The following is a 19,468-nucleotide window of genomic DNA, read 5'->3' as shown; positions in this document are numbered from 1 at the left end:
CCTGCTTACTTTTACATGTTTGGCAGCTTGAGTTCTGTCAGCTCCATCCTTAATGTGCAATAAAGCTAATAGGCGAATTCTCATTCTGCCATTGGTTTCTTGAGCAATAAGTGCCTTTAAATTAATAAGCTCCAATTTCTCAGATAATTGTTTTTTAGTAATATATTTCATAACTACCATTAGATCACAAATTTAATGTAATTGGTATAACGTAAGCGGATAATGGCTTGTCTGCTAGATTGTAGATGTTGAGAACAGAATTAGGCAAAACCATCAAAATAATAAATAGCGGTTTAATCAGGACAGCTATTTATATTCAAAGCTTGTTTATTTAAATGTAGTGGCGATAAGCTAAATTTAAGCCCTACCATAAAAAAGGAGTACAGCATTATTTGTACTCCTATTATAATTTACCTTTAAATAAGACATATCTTTGTGATTATTGGATTGAAATTGGCGCTGTTTCTTTTGCCTTACCTTGGTGAATGGCAATTTCAACTCGGCGATTACGACGACGATTTAAGCGATTTGTATTAGGTACTAATGGCCGTGTATCTGCATGGCCAACAACCAGCAAACGGGATTGGTCAAAACCAGGCACTTTAATAATTTCATGGGCAATCGCCACTGCACGTTTACTGGATAAGTCCCAATTGGAGGTAAACAATTCAGAACTTATGCCTCGGTTATCAGTATTGCCCGAGATCATGATCTCACCGGGCACGGTATTTAATAACAAACCAATTTCTCGTATAATGGGTTTAAACTGGGGTTGTAGGAATGCCGAACCTGATGGAAATGAGCCGTTTTCACGAATGCGAATAATAACTTGCTGTCCCAGTGACTCTAACTCAATCGCACCGTCTTGAATTTGCTGTTCTAATTGCTCGGCTATTTTTTTCACTAAGTCGTTAACTTGTTCTTGCGACGCTTGCTCTAGATCATCTCTTGCTTGTTGTCTAGCCGCGGTCGACATGGCATCTGCAGTGCTTTGTGATTGACCACCACGTTGGGTGCCGCGTTGCTCTTGTCGACCACCTGCAGAAGTTTCATCACCCGCTTGGAATTCCAACATTTGTTGGGTCATTTCCATAGTTTGTTGTTGAATGACTTCAATCGGGGTTGGCTCAGGTTTACCGGGGCGAAATTCCTGAGCAATAATACTGGTACCTTTAGGAATGTCTTTTACTTCTATTTTATTTTGTACACCAAAGGCAAACTTCATTGAGCCCGCAATTTGCTTAAACTTTAATACGTCCATTTCAGAAAATGATAAAAGTAAGACGAAAAAACACATCAATAACGACATTAGGTCGGCAAATGTGCCCATCCATGCAGGTAATCCTGGGGGCGGGCATTTGCATTTATCTGCCATAATTAACTCCGCTACTCTTCGGTGGTATTAACAGCTCGCTTACCTTCAGCAAGGTAGCTCTTTAGCAAGCCTTCAATAACACGTGGATTTTGACCATCTTGAATACCTAAAACCGCATCAAGTACCAGTTCTTGGTTCATTTTTTCTTCTGCCAAACGTAATTTTAATTTAGACGCGATAGGAATGGCAATAACGTTTGCTAAAAATGCACCGTATAACGTTGTTAGCAGTGCTACCGCCATCGCTGGACCAATGGCCTTCGGATCGTCCATATTAGACAGCATAGCGACCAAACCAATTAAGGTGCCTATCATACCCATAGCGGGTGCAACATCGGCTAACGCCATCATCATATTTGAGCCAGTCTCATGACGTTCAGTGGTGAGGTCAATATCTTTTTGCATGGTGGTTCGCACAACGTCGGCATCATGACCATCGACTAACATATCGACACCCTTTTGCATAAAAGCATTAGAAATTTCAGCTTCCTCTAAGGCTAAAAAACCGCCTTTACGTGCTGCATCGGCCATTTCTACTGATTTTTCAATTAATTCTTCAGGTGTTTCCAATTTAAACATGAAGGATTTGCCAATAATTTTCCCCATACCAAAAAATTGGCCTAAATTATAATTGGATAAAACAACAAAAATTGAGCCTCCAAAGACAATGATCACCGATTGAGTATCTAAAAACATGCTGATGTCACCGGCAAGTAACATCGCCATAACCAGTAACCCTATTGCACCGAGTATGCCTATTAATGTTGCTAAATCCACAAATTCCTCCGATAAATTCTCTTAGATATACTCATTAAGCTGATAATACCTGATGAATAGGTCTGACGCGAATACTTATATTTTTCGTTATACCTGTGTTATCGCCCATATTGTCAATAACTTAACAAGGTAATATCAATATTATCTCTAACAGCATAAATTCATCATTAATTGACCCCACGCCCTAGCTAAGGTAAGTTTGCGCCTAGAGTTCATATCAGGCAAAAAAAAGTCCATGGCCAGAAAAAAAATTGAAAACTTAAGCTTTGAAGAATCATTAGTTGAGTTAGAAACCATTGTGAAAAATTTAGAGCAAGGTGACCTTAACCTTGAAGACTCAATGGCTTTGTTTGAACGTGGCCTGCACCTAAGCCAACATAATCAAGAGAAGCTAAAAGGTGCCGAGCAGCAAATTAATATTTTGCTAGAGAAAAACGGCCAAGCACAATTAGAAAAATTTAATACCGACGAGACTAACATCCGTGACTAAACTCGCACAGATTGATGATGTGCAAACGCGCATTAATAATTACCTGACCCAAAAGCTTGCAAGCTTAGCACTTAACGATGAAAAGTTATTAGCCGCCATGCGCTATGGCTTACTCATCGGTGGCAAGCGTATGCGGCCATATTTAGCTTATATTACTGGCGCAACATTAGATGCCAAGCAGAGTGATATTGACGGTGTAGCGGCTGCCATAGAGTGCATTCATGCCTATTCATTACTACATGACGACTTACCGGCAATGGATGATGATGATTTGCGTCGTGGCCAACCTACTTGTCATAAAGCCTTTGATGAAGCAACCGCTATTCTCGCTGGTGATAGTTTACAAACGCTAGCTTTTGATATTATCGCCAACCATGATTTTTCCAAGGCCGTGGACAACAAGCGCATTAATTTATTGCGCCACCTTGTCAATGCGGCTGGTTATCAAGGCATGTGTGGTGGCCAAGCATTAGATTTAGCGGCAACTGATAAAGCTATTTCATTGGCCGCATTAGAACATTTACACTCGTTAAAAACTGGCGCTTTACTTGAGGCTTCAGTAAAAATGGCTGCAGAATGCAGCAATAAAGCCACCCTATATGACAAAGAACAACTTGCCCTTTATGCTAAGCTTGTTGGCTTGGCTTACCAAGTACGTGATGATATTATCGATATAACATCAACCGAAGAAGAGCTAGGTAAACCTACAGGTTCTGACCTTGCCGCCAATAAAAGTACCTATCCCGCATTGTTAGGTTTACAAGGTGCACAAGAAAAAGCCGAAAACTTATATCAACAAGCGCTTCAAGCTTTAGCCACTTTGCCCTACAATACTCAGAGCTTGTCCGACTTTGCGACTTTCATTGTTAGCCGCAAACATTAATTTTTAAATGTAATAGAATCATATGACTATAAACTTAACTGAATATCCTTTATTGGCCAACATCAATTCCCCAGATGATTTGCGAAAATTAGATCAAAGGCAATTAACAAAAGCCAGTGAAGAGTTGAGACGTTATCTTTTAAATTCAGTTAGTAAAAGTAGCGGCCACTTTGCCTCAGGCTTAGGGACGATTGAATTAACAGTCGCCTTGCATTACGTTTATAATACGCCCTTTGACCACTTACTTTGGGATGTAGGGCACCAAGCATACCCACACAAAATACTGACGGGTCGGCGTGATCAATTACACACTATTCGACAAAAAGACGGTTTGCATCCATTTCCATGGCGTGAAGAAAGTGAATATGACGTTCTGAGTGTCGGTCACTCAAGTACCTCAATTTCTGCCGCATTAGGCTTAGCGGCTTCAGCTGAAAAAGAAGCTAAAAATCGCAAGGTAGTCGCGGTCATTGGTGATGGTGCTATGACCGCAGGTATGGCTTTTGAAGCTTTAAATCACGCGGGTGATATCAATAAAGATATGTTGGTTATCTTAAACGATAACGAAATGTCGATATCAGAAAATGTTGGTGCATTGAATAATCATTTAGCAAAATTACTTTCTGGCAGCATATATACCGGCATTCGTGAAGGTAGTAAGCGCATACTTAATAACATTCCTCCTATCAAGGAATTAGCGAGTCGTGCAGAAGAACACTTAAAGGGTATGGTGGTGCCAAGCTCCTTATTTGAAGAACTTGGTTTTAATTATATTGGCCCAATTGATGGTCATGACGTTAATGGCTTAGTGGCGACTATTTCCAATATGCGTAACCTCAAAGGCCCACAATTACTTCATATTGCGACTAAAAAAGGTAAGGGTTACCAACAGGCTGAACAAGATCCGATCAAGTACCATGCGGTACCTAAATTTGATCACACAGAAACAAGCCTGCCTGAAAGTGCGCCCAGCTTACCGACTTATTCAGCTATATTTGGTGATTGGTTATGTAAAGTTGCTGAGCAAGATAGTCAGCTTGCCGCTATCACGCCAGCTATGCGTGAAGGCTCAGGTATGGTGGAGTTTAGCCAACGCTTCCCTCAGCAGTATTATGATGTCGCTATTGCGGAACAACATGCCGTAACGTTTGCTGCCGGTTTGGCTATTGGTGGACAAAAACCGGTAGTGGCTATTTATTCAAGCTTTTTACAACGCGGTTATGATCAATTTATTCATGACGTGGCGATTCAAAATTTACCGGTATTATTTGCCATCGATAGAGCCGGTATTGTCGGCGCTGATGGTGCAACGCATCAAGGTGCATTTGATTTAAGTTTTATGCGTTGCATTCCTAACCTCACCATTATGACACCCTCTGATGAACGCGAATGTCAGCTAATGCTTAATACTGGCTATCAGTTAAATGGCCCTGCCGCTGTACGCTACCCTCGTGGCAGTGGCAATGGCGCAACACTACCGGCAATAACAGAAACCCTTGAGATGGGTAAAGCTAATGTTATTCGCGCAATAGACGCTAACACCAAGGTGAAAAACAAAGTAGCGATACTCAACTTTGGTACGATATTAACACAAGCAAAAATAGTGGCTGAAAGCCTTAACACCACCTTAGTCGATATGCGTTTTGTTAAGCCCTTAGATCAAGCACTGATCAAAGAACTTTGTGCCAGTCACGATTGTATTGTCACGCTCGAAGACAATGCTATTGCTGGTGGCGCTGGCTCTGGTGTTAACGAATTTATCTTAAGCCAAGGTATTGCGAAAAAAATCCTCAACATCGGTCTACCTGACAGCTTTATTAAGCATGGAACTCAAGCAGAAATTCATCAAGAATTAGGCTTAGATAGCCAAGGAATAATCGAGAAAATCAAACAATTTATTTAACTATAAAAACCTTCGTTCTGCGCTAGTAGCAAACACGCCATTTGATAAAGCAAATGGCGAATTTCTTTATTCAAAACTGAACCTAGTACAAATAAATTTTGTCAGAAAATGTTTACGTCTCATGCTAAACCTCACTACTACACTTACCTTTAAGGCTAGACAATTTACTTTTTTTGACGTTATATAAGTCTACAAATAATAACAAACAGAAGCACTATGCAAAGTTTTATTAGCCTTATCGCAGTCCTCATCCTCTGCACTTTATCAGCTTGTTCAAAAACAAACATAAATCATCACGAATTAACCGTTACTAAAGCTCACAGTATGATGGCAAGTGAACAGTTAACAAGTGAAGCGTTAGTCAACTATTACTTAGAGCGAATAGCAAAGATTGATGACCAAGGGCCACAACTAAACGCGGTAGTTCAGCTCAATAAAAACGCGCTTAAAAGGGCGCAAGCACTTGATGAAATCTATAAAAAATCAGGTAAAGTAGGACCATTACACGGTATTCCTATTTTACTAAAAGATAATATCGATACTATTGACGGTATGGCAAATACTGCCGGCTCTTGGGCGTTAAAAAACAACTACCCGAAAGATGATGCTTTTTTGGTTCAGCAACTTAAAAATGCTGGTGCAATTATTTTAGGAAAAACAAATTTAAGTGAGTGGGCAAACTTTCGTTCAACCTCATCGTCAAGTGGTTGGAGTGGCCTCTGGGGGCAAAGCAAAAACCCGTACGACATTACTACAAGCCCATGTGGCTCTAGTGCAGGCTCAGGCGTAGCCATTGCAGCAGACCTGGCTTTACTGGCAGTAGGTACAGAAACAGACGGCTCTGTAACCTGTCCATCGGCAATAAATGGTATTGTCGGCATCAAGCCTACTTTAGGTACCATAAGTCGAGATGGCATTATCCCTATTGCCCATAGCCAAGATACAGCCGGCCCAATGGCGCGCACAGTGACTGACGCGGTAATGCTGCTTGACGCATTAACTGCTGTCGACATTAAAGACAATGCGGCACTGTCTGCTACTAATTATATTAGTCATTTAAAAATAGGTGGCATTAAAGGTAAACGTATCGGTGTTGCACGAAACCTTATGGGTTATCACGGGCAACTTGATGCGGTCTTTGAACAAGCTATTGTTGACTTGAAAGCTCAAGGTGCAATTATTGTCGATGCAACTAATTTCACCAATACAGATGCTTGGGGTGATGCAGAGTTTGAAGTGCTGCTATACGAATTTAAACAGGGTTTAAATGCTTATCTTGCAGACACCGATGATAATACTCCTAAGTCACTTGCCGCTTTAATTGCCTTTAATCTTGCGCACCCAGATAAAGAAATGCCTTATTTTAAACAAGAAATATTTGAGATGGCACAAGCTAAAGGAAAACTTACTGATCAGCGTTATCGTAGTGCATTATTGCTAGCAAAAAAATTAACTCAAGAGGAAGGTATTGATGCCCTTTTGGCTGAACACCAGCTTGATCTGATTATTGCACCGACAACAGGGCCGGCTTGGAAAACTGATTGGATAAACGGTGACCATTATTTAGGTGCAGCTTCCTCTGCTGCCGCTATTTCTGGTTATCCTCATATTACCGTACCCATGGGCTATGTTCATGGCTTACCTGTTGGTTTATCAATGTTTTCAGGTAAATTACAAGAAGGTAAGTTAATTGAAGTTGCCTACGGTTATGAACAATCGACATTACATAGAAGAGCACCTGTGCTGTAAATATTGTTAACTTGATTTTAATATGGCATAAAAAAAGCGATTTGAATAACTTCAAATCGCTTTGTTACTTTTCACATATTAGAGCTATCACACATTGGCTATATCGCACTCACTTGGCAGTGAAATAGTGACAACATTCACTAAAAAATTGTTTACTCGGCAATATACTCTACAACTTCTAAGCCAAAGCCAGAAAGCGAGTGATATTTTGTTTGTGAGCTTAATAGACGCATTTTACTGACACCTAAATTAGCTAAAATTTGCGAACCAACACCGACGTTACGTGAACCGACATGACGTTGAACTTCTTTAACAGTTTCACCCGCGTCTAGTTTAGCGTACTTCTGTACCTGGGCAATAAGCTCCATAGGTGACTCGTGCTTACCTAATAAGACTAATACACCACCTTCTTTACCAATTTTTTCCAATGCACTCGACATCGGCCATTTAGCGACACTTTCACGCTGACTCAGTAATAAGTCTTTAAAGGTGTTTTCTAGATGCACACGCACTAATGTTGGCTCTTCAGGCTTGATTTCACCTTTGGTTAAGGCAAAATGTGCTTGGCCGTCAATCGTATCTTTAAATACCGTTAAATCAAAATCACCAAATTCGGTTGGTAATTTACACTTTGAGATCCGTTCAATGGTGGTTTCATTGGCATTACGATATTCAATTAAATCGGCAATAGTACCCATTTTTATGCCATGCTTTTCAGCAATAACTTCTAGGTCAGGACGACGTGCCATGGTGCCATCTGCATTTAATATCTCAACAATAACCGCCGCGGCTTCAAGGCCAGCTAAACGCGCTAAATCGACACCCGCTTCGGTATGGCCAGCACGGTTTAACACGCCACCATCTTTGGCAATCAGTGGGAAAATATGGCCGGGCTGCACAATCGAGTTATGATCAGCATCTTTGCCAACCGCAGCTAAAACGGTCGTGGCACGATCAGCAGCAGAAATACCGGTAGTTACCCCTTCAGCCGCTTCAATAGAGACAGTGAAATTAGTGGTGAACTGGGCGTCGTTTTTATCTACCATTAACGGTAACTTTAACAACTCGCAACGCGCTGCCGACATTGGCATACAAATAAGACCACGACCATGTGTTGCCATAAAGTTTATCGCTTCTGGCGTTACTTTCTCTGCCGCCATAATGAAGTCACCTTCATTTTCGCGATCTTCATCATCCATTAAGATGACCATTTTACCTTGAGCTATATCGTCGATAATCTCTTGTGGCGTGTGTAAATTCATGACAACCTCTTTATTTAATAAAACCATTGCGCGCTAATAACGCATGCGTAACACCTGACGGGTCTTGCTTGTCAGTGCTCTGCTTGGTAAGTAATCTTTCTAGGTAGCGGGCAATTAAATCAACTTCTAGATTAACTTTAGTGCCCACTTGGTATGTACTGATAATTGTTTGACCTGTGGTATGTGGAACAATCGTTAAGCGAAATTGCTCGGCGCGTAAACTATTGACCGTCAAGCTGGTGCCATCGATAGTCACTGAGCCTTTTTCTGCAATATAAGCGGAAAGCTCTGCCGGCATAGTTAACCAATAGTCGATGCTATTGCCTTTATGTTCAATGGCGCTAATTTCACTCACCGCATCAACGTGACCCGAAACCATATGACCACCGAATCGCGTGGTAGGTAGCATGGCTTTTTCAAGGTTAACGCTAGCACCCATTTTATAATGTGCGAAACCGGTACGTGTTAAGGTTTCACTAGATACATCAGCACTAAAGCTGGTGCTATCTAGAGCAACGACGGTTAAACAAATACCATTGCTGGCAATGGAGTCACCTAATTTAACATCTGATAAGTCTAATCTTGCCGTATTAATAGTGACGCGCGCGCCATCGCCTGAGCTATTAATTGCTTTTAAATACCCTACGGCTTCTATAATGCCTGTAAACATACTATGTCTCGTCGTCTGTATAGCTTATGGTTTATTCTGACACTGACTTTACTAGTCTGAGCTAAGCTAAGTTAAGTTAAATTTGCCAATCAGTGCCTTCATGTTAACGACTAAACGTTGCCGTGATCCTAATATCTTTACCCACCATACGAATATCACTAATATCGAGATTTTTAGCTGCTGATAACTGTAATATTGTTGGCATATTAAGCAAACCTTTACCATCACTACCGATAAGTTTTGGTGCTTGATAAAGTACTAGTTCATCAACTAAATTTGCGCTAATAAAAGCACCCGCTAGCTGGGCACCTGACTCAATTAAAATGTCATTCAAACCTTGTTGAGCCAAGTAAGCTAACAATAAACTGAGATCGATATATTCACTATCAACCGCTTTAGGAATCGTCACTTGTTCTACAAAATGCGGCCAAGTTTGGTTGTTTTCAATAGTTTGTCGAATTAATATTATTTTACTGCTGGTTTTAAAGACAGCAAGATCAGGTGTTAACCTATTCTTACCATCAATAATAATACGAATAGGCTGCCTAATGTCTGCCTCTGCATAACGCTGTTTTAGCTCACCTAAGGCATGCCAACGAACATTCATTTTAGCATCATCAAAAATAACAGCATCGGCGCCACAAATAATGCCACAACTTTGCGCTCTCAATCGCTGGACATCTGTGCGCGCTGCATTAGAGGTTATCCACTGGCTTTCACCACTGGCCATGGCCGTTTTTCCGTCTAGGCTTGCTGCTAATTTACAACGAACATAAGGTGATTTGGTGGTCATTAGGTGAATAAAGCCAGGGTTTAATGCCCGAGCATCTTGTTCAAGCAAGCCAAACTGTGTGGTTATTCCTGCCTCAGCTAACCGTTTAAGGCCGCGGCCTGAGACTCGTGGATCTGGGTCAACCATGGCGGCAATAACATGGCTCACTTGTGCTTTAATCAGTGCTTCTGCGCAAGGTGGTGTTAAACCAAAATGGCTACAAGGCTCGAGTGTGACATAAGCAGTCGCTCCTTTAGCTTTGCTTCCAGCCTGTTTTAACGCATAAACTTCTGCATGCCCTTGTCCTGCTTTTTGATGAAAACCTTCACCAACCACTTCACCTCGTTGCACAATAACACAACCAACACGAGGATTAGGCGACGTAGTAAAATGGCCACGCCTTGCCAAGCTAATGGCGCGCTGCATAAATTGATGATCTTTTAACGAAAAATGGCTCATTACTGGACTCAAAGTTAAACTGTGATGGCGCTTAAGCTATATACCTATCGAACTAATTATTTATTCATCACCTAAACGGGCAATCTCTTCACCAAACTCTTTAATATCTTCAAACGAACGATACACCGAAGCAAAGCGAATATAAGCGACTTTATCTAAAACTTTTAGCTGCTCCATAATAATAGTACCGAGCATTTCACTTGACACTTCACGCTCACCTGTTGCTCTAAGTTGTGATTTGAGTTTATTAATCGACAACTCTATTTGTTCGGTGCTGACCGGTCTTTTTTCTAATGCACGTAGTAAACCGTTACGCATTTTATCTTCGTTAAAGGGCTCACGAGAGCCGTCACGCTTAATAATGCGTGGCATAACTAACTCAGCACTTTCGAAGGTGGTGTATCTTTCATGACACGCTAAGCATTCACGACGACGACGGACTTGATGACCATCTGACACTAGACGTGAATCGATAACTTTAGTCTCGTTGGCTGAACAAAAGGGGCAATGCATTGATGAGTTCCAAAGTTAACAGGTCATGAGCAATTTAATCTTGGTATGTTAATTGAAAACAGTTCATTAAGCCAAATAGTTTGCGATTAATGGCAATCTAGTCATAGCCCAATAAAAAACAGTTAAAAAAAATGGCCACGAAGGTAGCCATTTTAAGTTTAATCAGCAAATAACAAGGTTATTTTAAAATTAAAAACCAGTTACTTATAAACTGGGAAACGTGCACAAAGCTCAGTAACGCCGGCTTGTACTTTAGCGATCACCGCTTCGTTATTAATATCATCTAAAATATCACAGATCCAACCCGTAGTTGTTTTGGTTTCTTCAACACCAAAACCACGACGAGTAATTGCTGGTGTGCCTAAACGCAGGCCAGAAGTCACAAAAGGTGAACGTGGATCATTAGGTACAGAGTTTTTATTGACTGTGATATGGGCACGACCTAACGCAGCATCAGCATCTTTACCGGTAATATCTTTATCGATTAAATCAAGCAATAATAAATGGTTATCTGTGCCATTAGAGACCACTTTATAACCACGCTCTTGTAATACTGCGACCATGGCTTTAGCATTGTCTAATACGTTTTGCTGATAAACTTTAAACTCTGGCGCTAACGCTTCTTTAAATGCTACCGCTTTTGCGGCAATAACATGCATTAATGGTCCACCTTGACCACCAGGGAATACCGCGCTGTTCAATTTTTTATAAATCGCTTCGTCATCACAACCCGAAATAATTAGTCCACCACGTGGGCCGGCTAATGTTTTGTGTGTCGTTGTGGCAACAACATGAGCATGTGGCACTGGGTTAGGATATAAACCTGCAGCAACTAAACCGGCAACGTGAGCCATATCAACAAAAAAGTAAGCACCCACTTTATCAGCAATTTCACGCATACGCGCCCAATCAACCACACCAGAAAAGGCTGAGAAACCACCGATGATCATCTCTGGTTTATGCTCTAGTGCTAAGCGCTCTAATTCAACATAATCAATATCACCCGTTTCAGGGTGCAAACCATATTGAAACGCTTCATATGACTTACCTGAAAAGTTGACGTGTGAACCATGCGTTAAGTGACCACCATGCGCTAAGCTCATGCCTAGTATTTTACCACCTGGAGAAACTAAGGCTTGGAAAACAGCGGCGTTTGCTTGTGAACCAGCATGTGGCTGTACGTTAGCATAAGTTGCGCCAAATAATTCTTTTGCGCGGTCAATAGCTAGTTGCTCAGCAATATCAACATACTCACAACCGCCATAATAACGCTTACCTGGGTAACCTTCGGCGTATTTATTTGTCAGTTGTGAACCTTGAGCTTCGAGTACACGTGGACTACAGTAGTTTTCTGAAGCGATGAGTTCAATGTGCTCTTCTTGACGAACAACTTCATTACTCATTGCTTGATAAAGTTCTGGATCAAAATCAGCAATATTCATATCACGTGTAAACATGTTATATCCTCAAATAGTCTGCCATTGGCAATACAGGGGTTGGCTTTAGTTCTAAATTAATTGCGGCATATTTTGCCTGAACTTGCCATGCTTGTACACGATAAAACCGTGCTCTTTTAGTTCATTTTGCAATCAAATATACTTTGAAGTTAGCAACAAAAAACTTTAGTCCCAACATCAATAAATAATCGAAACTAATATACTGCCTTAATAGCGCAAAAACAATAAATTTAATTTCGAATAGGCTGTATTTAATCAAATAAAATACATATTGACAAAGGTAAACTGTAATTTATTCGGTTGTGATGATGGGCAGTTATGTGAACTCAAACCTGCACTTACGATGAAGGCAATGAGTTATTACCCACTTCACCCCCAATGTTAATCATACCCGCCAGTATGTCTTAAACATTTAGAACCAATAAAACTTTACCTCTTGAACTGGCGCAAAAGTTAGGTGGAGCGGGTATATTAAAAACTTTTTCTTGAAGCAGCTTTCTTGCATAGCGGGCTTGGTTTTAAAGCCGTGAGTATATAGCGCAGCCGTTGCTCATTTTCGCCAAACCATCTAATAAAATGCCTTGCTTGCTAGCTAACTCAATAGATAACTCAATTGATGTATTGCTATTTTAAAAGCGTTTTTTTAATGACTGGTGCTAATAACGCAACAAACGTGATGCCTTTTACACAGGCTTAGCCATAGCCGTTCCACTTCAAGCTGTATTTTTCGGTGAAGCGGCTATATTTGTTGCTAACTCAACGACATCACCACTTTTTCAGAGGTTAATCGTTTCGCCAAAATGAGCACCAATACTACGGTTAACCCAATAGTGGCTGCATTGGTAAATAACAAGGCACTCCAGTCAATAGGTAAGCCTTTAAAAACATCTTCCATTAACAATGACTGGCCAGAAATAGGCATCCAATCGATCCAAGCCGGCTTATCATCCATCATCATTAAGGCGAAAGGAATAAAACTAGGCACCATAATCAACATAGTCACGGTGGACTGTGCTTCTTTAAAACTCTTGGCCTGAAAAGCGAATAATAGCTGCAGTGCAGCGGCAAGAAAGCAAATAGGCACCAATAACAACAACAATATAACAAAGGTACTGGCGTCAATACTAAAGGTTGCGCCTATTTTAGTTAGGTCAACAAAGTTCATCGCCACTGAGGTCAACAACAGCATTAATATAATAGAGATAATTGAAATAGCGCTGGCACAGCTCAACTTCGCTAGTACTATTTTTAAGGTACTAACCGGCTGACACAAGAGCATTTCCAAAACATTGCGCTCTCGTTCACCCGCGCTCGAGTCAATCGCCACCGGCAAACCCGACATAAACGCCGCCATCATTAAATAGACCCCTAAAATCAGTGAGATCATCACCGCATTACTGCTGGGTAATGAGGTGTCTTGCTCAAGCAGTTTAATCGGTTGCAATAACTTAGTGTCTATACCGCGTACTAATAGCCGTTTGTAACCAATACGTTGTGAGTGTTCGTTAATAACGGCTTTAATTCGGCGAATAGGTGAGGTTAATGATTTCTCGTTATAATCTACGCGTAAGGTTAATTCAGTCGGCTGACCTGCTGCCATATCTGCAGTGAATGTATCAGGAATGCTCAGTTCAATATTACGCTCGTTCCAGTTACGCTCTTCATCTTCGGGTACATTAGCAAAAGATAAAATGTTCTCGTCTTTGAGGGCTTTAATCAGTTTTGGGGCATGTTGCTCACCGCTATATTTTACATAGACTGGCGGGTTGTCCACCGCTTCTTTAATCGCCACTTTTAACATCACCATGATCATGACTGGCATCAATAATGCCATGCTCATCGCTACCATTAGTGCGCGCCGGTCGCGAAAGGCTTCTTTAAACTCTTTCACCATTAAGGCTTTCAATTGCATCATGCGGCAACCCCTTCATCCGAGCCAATGAGTTTCACGAAGGCTTCTTCCAATAAGCTTTCTCCTGCTAAGTCACATAACTCTTGCGGTGTGCCTTGGGCCGCTAATTTACCATTTGAAACGATGATCACGCGATCGCACAGCGCGGCAACTTCTTGCATAACGTGTGAGGAAAATAAAATGCAGTGACCTTTGGCTTTGAATTTAGCGAGGTGATTACGCAACACGCGGGTACTCATGACATCTAAACCACGGGTGGGTTCATCAAGCACAAAGTTTTTTGGTTGGTGGACTAATGCCTGAGCCAAAGTCACTTTCATGCGCTGACCTTGCGAAAACCCCACCGTTTTACGATGTGCTAACTCGGTCATTTCCAGATCAGATAGAATTTGCTCAATGGCGGCATGCTTTTTTGCGCCTTGCATGCCATGAATACTAGCAAAATAATCAATTTGTTCATAAGCGGTCAGTCGTTCATATAAACCAAATTTATCGGGGAAAATGCCTAATAACTTCCGGGCTTTAATCGGCTCTTCTGTTACTTTAATGCCATCAATGGTCGCGTAACCTTCATCAGCACGAAGCAAACCATAAAGCGTACGTAAACAAGTCGTTTTACCAGCACCATTGGGGCCTAATATGCCGGTAATCTCACCATCTTTTGCGGTAAATGATAGGCCGTCTAGTGCTTTAACGGTATTTTTCTTGCTGACAAAACTTTTATGTAAATTATTAACTTCAATCATGATTTATTCCTTTGCTTTTGTTGGCATAGCGTTAGGGGGTGCTTGGCGGGCACCACCATTTAGTCCGACCATAAATGACTCATCAGGAATTTCTTCAAGGCATGACTCATCAAGTTCCTTTGGCGTTTGTTGCGCTAAAAATTCATTAACAATTTTAATACCACAAGACGTAGACGCTACAATATGCGCGTTGTTTTTAGCAATAATATGATGACTATTGGGTAAATGTGCGTGGGATATTTCACCATTACTCGCTGGCGTGACTGGGTCTAATGCACCAGACATAATTAGCGTTGGAATATCAGCACTGACGGTTTGATAAAAATCTGCACTCGGTTGATACTTTGGCCAAACAGCGCAGACCTTTCCAACCATAGTTAAGCTCATGCCTTTAGCAAAATTATTGTCAGCATCATCAGCTTTCATACTGGTAGATATTCTGGGATAGTCTTCATTGCAAACAATATTAAAATGCAAAGCTATATAAATACCCATACCGCCTGCACTTTGAGCGATAACGCCAGCCAATGGTTTATAGTTACCTAAATACGCTTGATGAATTAACAGCGGCACTAAGCTACGTGTTGCCATTGAGTACAACTGCATTTGGATGTTCGAAATGAATTTATCCTTACTAATAGTAAAGGCAGTATGGGTGCCCAATCTTGGATGAGCAATATCTACTGTTACTGGTGCTTGTGATAATCGCTCAGTGATGGCAGTAAACTCATTGGCCAATTCAGGGTATTGTGTCGCACAACTTAGCTCATTCTGGCAGTGTTCAATGAGTTTGCTAAAGGACTGCTCGGCACTTTTACCAAATAAGCCAATAGGTACTTCAATGGGGCCAACACTGTCGAGTACCACACTCTTTAACGAATCTGGAAACATCCGCATATAAACCAACCCCGCACGGCTACCATATGAGCCGCCATAAATATGTACTTGTTGATGACCGAGCGCGGCTCGTACCGCGTCAAAATCACGGATAGCATTTTCTGAGTTATATTGGCTTAAGTCTCCCGTAAGCTGCGCTAGACATTGCTCAATATCAGTAAGAGCAAAGTCTTCAGGTACATTTGTATAAGGATCAAGCTCTAATGAGTCTGTACATTGCAGTGGATGTGACTGGCCTGTGCCGCGTTGATCAATAAGAATGATATCGCGGGTTTTCCTAATGTCAGTAAAGCGGCGAAAAGTATAGCTAGCCAGTTCAGTTGCCGCTTGACCCGGACCACCAGCAAGAAACATTAGCGGTTGTTTTTCTTGACTATTATCTATTGCTGGCAAAATCACAAAATTAATATCAATTTGAACATTATCAGGTTTTTCATAATTCTCTGGTGTCACTAAGGTGCCACACTGTACTTGTTGTCTAATGCCTTTTATATGACAGTTTTCTAATGTTAATGGCGGCTTTACAGTATTTTCAGCCCAACTGCTGCTGGTTGTTGCCATGAATAAAACTGCACTCAATACAATTTCCCAATTTACTTTCATTTTATCTTCCTTTTAAAACTTTGACTGCATAATCTGATCATTGGCAATTTTATTACAGTTTTTGTTAACTTCAATTAATCTTGCTTTAAGTGCTAACACTGGCTAACACTCTCTAAAACTACAAAATAACCGCGCTAAGAAGTTAACACATAACCACCTCATTAGAAGCTAAATAAAGTAAAAGTGGCAAATTTAGCAACAACATCACCACCGGTGATATTTAAGCGGTAAATTTATCATGGTAAATACCCCAGCATCATTCAATTCGATATCAGCAATGCCCTTTGATATATCACCAGAACCTGATGTGTCAAAAACACGTAATTACACGAAATAACAGAATTAATCATTCACATATTCCTCAAATAACGATAAAGTCTGTTATAGGTATTAATCGCCAAATAAGAGGATGACTGATGGAATTAAATCAGTGGGTAGATGAACTGTTTGAAGTGTTTGATGAAGACAAGGATGGGGTTATCAATAGAAGTGAATTTGTCGAATTGATTGACTGCTTACTACAAGATAAAGGCATTCGTATGTGTGAAACCATATTCAATCGCTTTGATAAAAATCATGACAACTCAATTTCCAAAGACGAGTTACGTGAAATGGTTATCGATCTAGCATTGTAGTGCTTATTTGCGCTTGTATATCGCTCGCTATATAAGCGCAATTTTTATCGCTTGATTGCCTTACCCGTTAACTTTAACTTTTAACCTATTGAGTTTTAATTGTATAAACTCAACTTCCAACTTGTATTGAAAAATCACACTGTATTTTTCAACCTTTACTACTGGCTTATAAATAGTGCGTTTGCTGTCATCCAGATAATTTTTCTAAAAAGATATTGTTCGAACACAAGTTCTCAAGCCACTTTTTCAACTAGGGTTTTCCAATCTTTATTTATCAGCACTTGTTCATCAGGAATGATTTTTCAGCCCTTATTTCTTCGCAATGATAGCAACGGTGTTAGCTTTTACCTTGTGCTTCACAAGCTTAAAGGTCAGACCTCTAGTATTTTGAATTGTGGTTTGCTATCATAATCAGCGTACACGTGTACACTGAAATGGGGATATATAACGTGCAAACTCAAGATTACAGCTTAGCGGAAGAAATTGTCAATGCCGTTAGTCACGGACTGGCGGCCTTGCTTAGTGTAGCCGGCTTAACACTTTTAGTCACTTTAGCCTGGATACAAGCTGACATGGTTAAAATCATCAGTTTTAGTATTTATGGTACTAGTCTGGTTTTATTGTTTAGTGCCTCAACTCTTTATCATGCGCTATTACATAAAAAAGCAAAAAGAATATTTAAGCTACTTGACCATTGTGCGATTTATTTATTGATTGCCGGTACATATACTCCGCTAATGCTAGTTACCTTAGCTGATGACATTGGCCCACTCATGTTGGCCATTATCTGGGGGTTAGCCATTTTAGGTATCGCTTTTAAAGTTAAGTTTGGTAACAAATATAAAAAGTTATCGCTATCGACCTATTTAGGTTTAGGTTTAATTTCTCTGACCTTTATGCATAAACTCAATGATAAACTTGCCTATGAAGGCATGGTGTTACTGGCTTTGGGCGGTATTATTTATGCTTTGGGTACTATTTTTTACGTCAGAAAGGACAAGAAGTATAGTCATGCCATTTGGCATTTTTTTGTGTTTTTAGCTGCTTTGTGCCACTTTTTTATGATATTTTTTTACGTACTTTAAATAACTAAAAAGTAATGCCTGTCAGCTGTTAAGCGCTATCGGTACTTGTTGTTAGCAAATAATCTTCAAATTTTTCTAGTATGTTAGCGAAGCTCTTTTGACCTAGGCCTAAGCGAAAATAATTACCTGAAAGTCCAAAAAGCTCGCTTGGCAGCGCTAATATACCGCTTTGCTTGGCGAGTTGATGTGACCAAGGTATTATTGAGTCAATATTTTTAACCTCAACTAATGCGAGAATGCCCGCTTGAGGCTTATGCCAATTTAATTTTTCTGGGTGCCTGGCAACAAGCGCCGAAAAAAGTGCTATATTGTCAAGAATAAGCTGATTATTATTGGTTAAAATTTCTTGGCTATTTTGCAATGCCAACACCGCTAACTTTTCATCTATTTTCGAGCAGCAAATAGAATGAACGGCTTTAATTGCCATTAAACTTTGCAGTAATGTCTTATCTGGTGTTACCGCCCAACCAATACGAACTCCAGCCAAGCCTAAGCTCTTAGACATCACACCCACAACAATACTTTTTGAGTAATCTAAATAGCCATGAGCTAAAGCTAAATCGTAATAATTGCTTGCTTGGGAAACATCATCACTTAACAAGTAACACTGATAATGCTGCGCCAGTTGCAGTATCTGCTCAGCGAGTTCACTGTCAATAATACTACCCGTTGGGTTGTGTGGGGAATTAAGCACAATAAGCTGGGTTCTCTCATTCACCAGGTGTTTAAAGTCGCCAATATTGACTTGCCAATGGTTGTCGGCACAAAGTGCTATTTCTTTAACAATAACACCCATCGACTTCGCCATACTGACCAAGGATGGGTAACTGGGTGTCATGACAACAATTTCATCGCCGGCACTTAACACCGCTTGATAAATGGCCGAAAGTGCTTCCTGCGCTCCGCAAAATGTCACCACGCTATCAGCGGTTATTATTTGGCTATGGTAGTTTAAACCTTGGTGAAACTTAACTATTTCTTGCCGCAAAGCCACATCGCCTTGCACAGGCGAGTAGCTTAAAAGTGTTGCGCCAATATGGCCTGTTTCAACCTCGCTAGTACCTTGATATTGAGTGCCTAAAGCGCCAGCGCCTAAATCAGCAGTGCCAAGCTGACACAACTGAGCTAATGTCAAAGCCTGTGCGGTTGAATCACTTAAATTATGCTGAATATAAGCTGCAAGACTTTGACTATAAGCGATGTGTTTAGGCAATGAATATGTTGGCATCAGTTAACTGTTCATTTTTCTGTAAATGTAAATACTCATATAAATTTTCCTAT

The 19,468-nt window shown here is 40.6% G+C and carries 17 protein-coding genes; 6 read left to right on the top strand and 11 right to left on the bottom strand.

Translation table 11 applies throughout. The annotated features are described in order from the left end of the window. Nucleotides 1-439 precede the first annotated feature (439 nt). Together ESZ39_RS12130 and pomA are read right to left on the bottom strand one after the other, a co-directional pair. Nucleotides 440-1,375 (bottom strand): flagellar motor protein MotB, encoded by a 936-nt coding sequence (locus tag ESZ39_RS12130; protein WP_146880163.1) that lies wholly within the window; start codon nt 1,373-1,375, stop codon nt 440-442. Between the two features lie 11 nt (nt 1,376-1,386). Continuing rightward, nucleotides 1,387-2,151, bottom strand: a complete 765-nt coding sequence (pomA, locus tag ESZ39_RS12125; RefSeq protein ID WP_146880162.1) for a flagellar motor protein PomA — start codon at nt 2,149-2,151, stop codon at nt 1,387-1,389. A gap of 235 nt (nt 2,152-2,386) precedes the next feature. On the opposite strand from pomA, the gene xseB reads away from it, so the two are divergent. The 4 genes from xseB to ESZ39_RS12105 all read left to right on the top strand — a co-directional run bounded on the left by xseB (nt 2,387) and on the right by ESZ39_RS12105 (nt 7,176). Beyond that, nucleotides 2,387-2,641 carry an exodeoxyribonuclease VII small subunit gene (xseB, locus tag ESZ39_RS12120; RefSeq protein ID WP_146880161.1) on the top strand — a complete coding sequence of 85 codons (255 nt, stop codon included), beginning with the start codon at nt 2,387-2,389 and terminating at the stop codon, nt 2,639-2,641. Then, nucleotides 2,634-3,524 (top strand): (2E,6E)-farnesyl diphosphate synthase, encoded by an 891-nt coding sequence (gene ispA, locus ESZ39_RS12115; RefSeq protein WP_146880160.1) that lies wholly within the window; start codon nt 2,634-2,636, stop codon nt 3,522-3,524. The genes xseB and ispA overlap by 8 nt, the downstream gene beginning before the upstream one ends. 22 nt (nt 3,525-3,546) lie before the next feature. After that, a complete protein-coding gene (gene dxs, locus ESZ39_RS12110) occupies nt 3,547-5,427 on the top strand; it encodes a 1-deoxy-D-xylulose-5-phosphate synthase (RefSeq protein WP_146880159.1) in 1,881 nt (626 codons plus the stop codon). Nucleotides 5,428-5,643: 216 nt separating this feature from the next. After that, nucleotides 5,644-7,176 carry an amidase gene (locus tag ESZ39_RS12105; protein WP_146880158.1) on the top strand — a complete coding sequence of 511 codons (1,533 nt, stop codon included), beginning with the start codon at nt 5,644-5,646 and terminating at the stop codon, nt 7,174-7,176. 152 nt (nt 7,177-7,328) lie between these two features. On the opposite strand, the gene ribBA is transcribed toward ESZ39_RS12105, so the two are convergent. The 8 genes from ribBA to ESZ39_RS12065 all read right to left on the bottom strand — a co-directional run bounded on the left by ribBA (nt 7,329) and on the right by ESZ39_RS12065 (nt 16,467). Continuing rightward, nucleotides 7,329-8,438 carry a bifunctional 3,4-dihydroxy-2-butanone-4-phosphate synthase/GTP cyclohydrolase II gene (gene ribBA / locus ESZ39_RS12100; RefSeq protein ID WP_146880157.1) on the bottom strand — a complete coding sequence of 370 codons (1,110 nt, stop codon included), beginning with the start codon at nt 8,436-8,438 and terminating at the stop codon, nt 7,329-7,331. Between the two features lie 10 nt (nt 8,439-8,448). Next, the gene (locus ESZ39_RS12095) at nt 8,449-9,108 is read right to left on the bottom strand and encodes a riboflavin synthase (RefSeq protein ID WP_146880156.1); all 660 of its coding nucleotides are present in this window, start codon (nt 9,106-9,108) and stop codon (nt 8,449-8,451) included. 103 nt (nt 9,109-9,211) lie between these two features. Beyond that, nucleotides 9,212-10,339: a bifunctional diaminohydroxyphosphoribosylaminopyrimidine deaminase/5-amino-6-(5-phosphoribosylamino)uracil reductase RibD gene (gene ribD / locus ESZ39_RS12090; RefSeq protein ID WP_146880155.1), complete on the bottom strand. Its 1,128-nt coding sequence runs from the start codon at nt 10,337-10,339 to the stop codon at nt 9,212-9,214. Nucleotides 10,340-10,399: 60 nt separating this feature from the next. Beyond that, on the bottom strand, nt 10,400-10,852 hold the full coding sequence (gene nrdR / locus ESZ39_RS12085; protein WP_146880154.1) for a transcriptional regulator NrdR: 453 nt from the start codon (nt 10,850-10,852) through the stop codon (nt 10,400-10,402). Between the two features lie 200 nt (nt 10,853-11,052). Continuing rightward, nucleotides 11,053-12,309, bottom strand: a complete 1,257-nt coding sequence (gene glyA / locus ESZ39_RS12080) for a serine hydroxymethyltransferase (RefSeq protein ID WP_146880153.1) — start codon at nt 12,307-12,309, stop codon at nt 11,053-11,055. 751 nt (nt 12,310-13,060) lie between these two features. Further along, nucleotides 13,061-14,224: an ABC transporter permease gene (locus ESZ39_RS12075; protein ID WP_146880152.1), complete on the bottom strand. Its 1,164-nt coding sequence runs from the start codon at nt 14,222-14,224 to the stop codon at nt 13,061-13,063. After that, the gene (locus ESZ39_RS12070) at nt 14,221-14,967 is read right to left on the bottom strand and encodes an ATP-binding cassette domain-containing protein (protein WP_146880151.1); all 747 of its coding nucleotides are present in this window, start codon (nt 14,965-14,967) and stop codon (nt 14,221-14,223) included. Before ESZ39_RS12070 ends, ESZ39_RS12075 begins: the two co-directional genes overlap by 4 nt. Before the next feature lie 3 nt (nt 14,968-14,970). Then, nucleotides 14,971-16,467 carry an alpha/beta hydrolase gene (locus ESZ39_RS12065; RefSeq protein WP_146880150.1) on the bottom strand — a complete coding sequence of 499 codons (1,497 nt, stop codon included), beginning with the start codon at nt 16,465-16,467 and terminating at the stop codon, nt 14,971-14,973. A 416-nt stretch (nt 16,468-16,883) separates the two neighbouring features. On the opposite strand from ESZ39_RS12065, the gene ESZ39_RS12060 reads away from it, so the two are divergent. Next, a complete protein-coding gene (locus tag ESZ39_RS12060) occupies nt 16,884-17,102 on the top strand; it encodes an EF-hand domain-containing protein (protein ID WP_077286225.1) in 219 nt (72 codons plus the stop codon). Between the two features lie 449 nt (nt 17,103-17,551). Further along, nucleotides 17,552-18,187: a PAQR family membrane homeostasis protein TrhA gene (gene trhA / locus ESZ39_RS12055; protein ID WP_223270368.1), complete on the top strand. Its 636-nt coding sequence runs from the start codon at nt 17,552-17,554 to the stop codon at nt 18,185-18,187. Between the two features lie 28 nt (nt 18,188-18,215). Here the strand turns inward: trhA and ESZ39_RS12050 are convergent, their stop codons facing one another. After that, nucleotides 18,216-19,415: a pyridoxal phosphate-dependent aminotransferase gene (locus tag ESZ39_RS12050; RefSeq protein ID WP_146880149.1), complete on the bottom strand. Its 1,200-nt coding sequence runs from the start codon at nt 19,413-19,415 to the stop codon at nt 18,216-18,218. Nucleotides 19,416-19,468: the final 53 nt, after the last annotated feature.

This window comes from Colwellia sp. C1TZA3 (assembly GCF_007954265.1).
Taxonomy (GTDB): Bacteria; Pseudomonadota; Gammaproteobacteria; order Enterobacterales; family Alteromonadaceae; genus Cognaticolwellia.
Note: the sequence above shows the minus strand (reverse complement) of the source record. Positions and strands in the feature narration are given on the sequence as shown.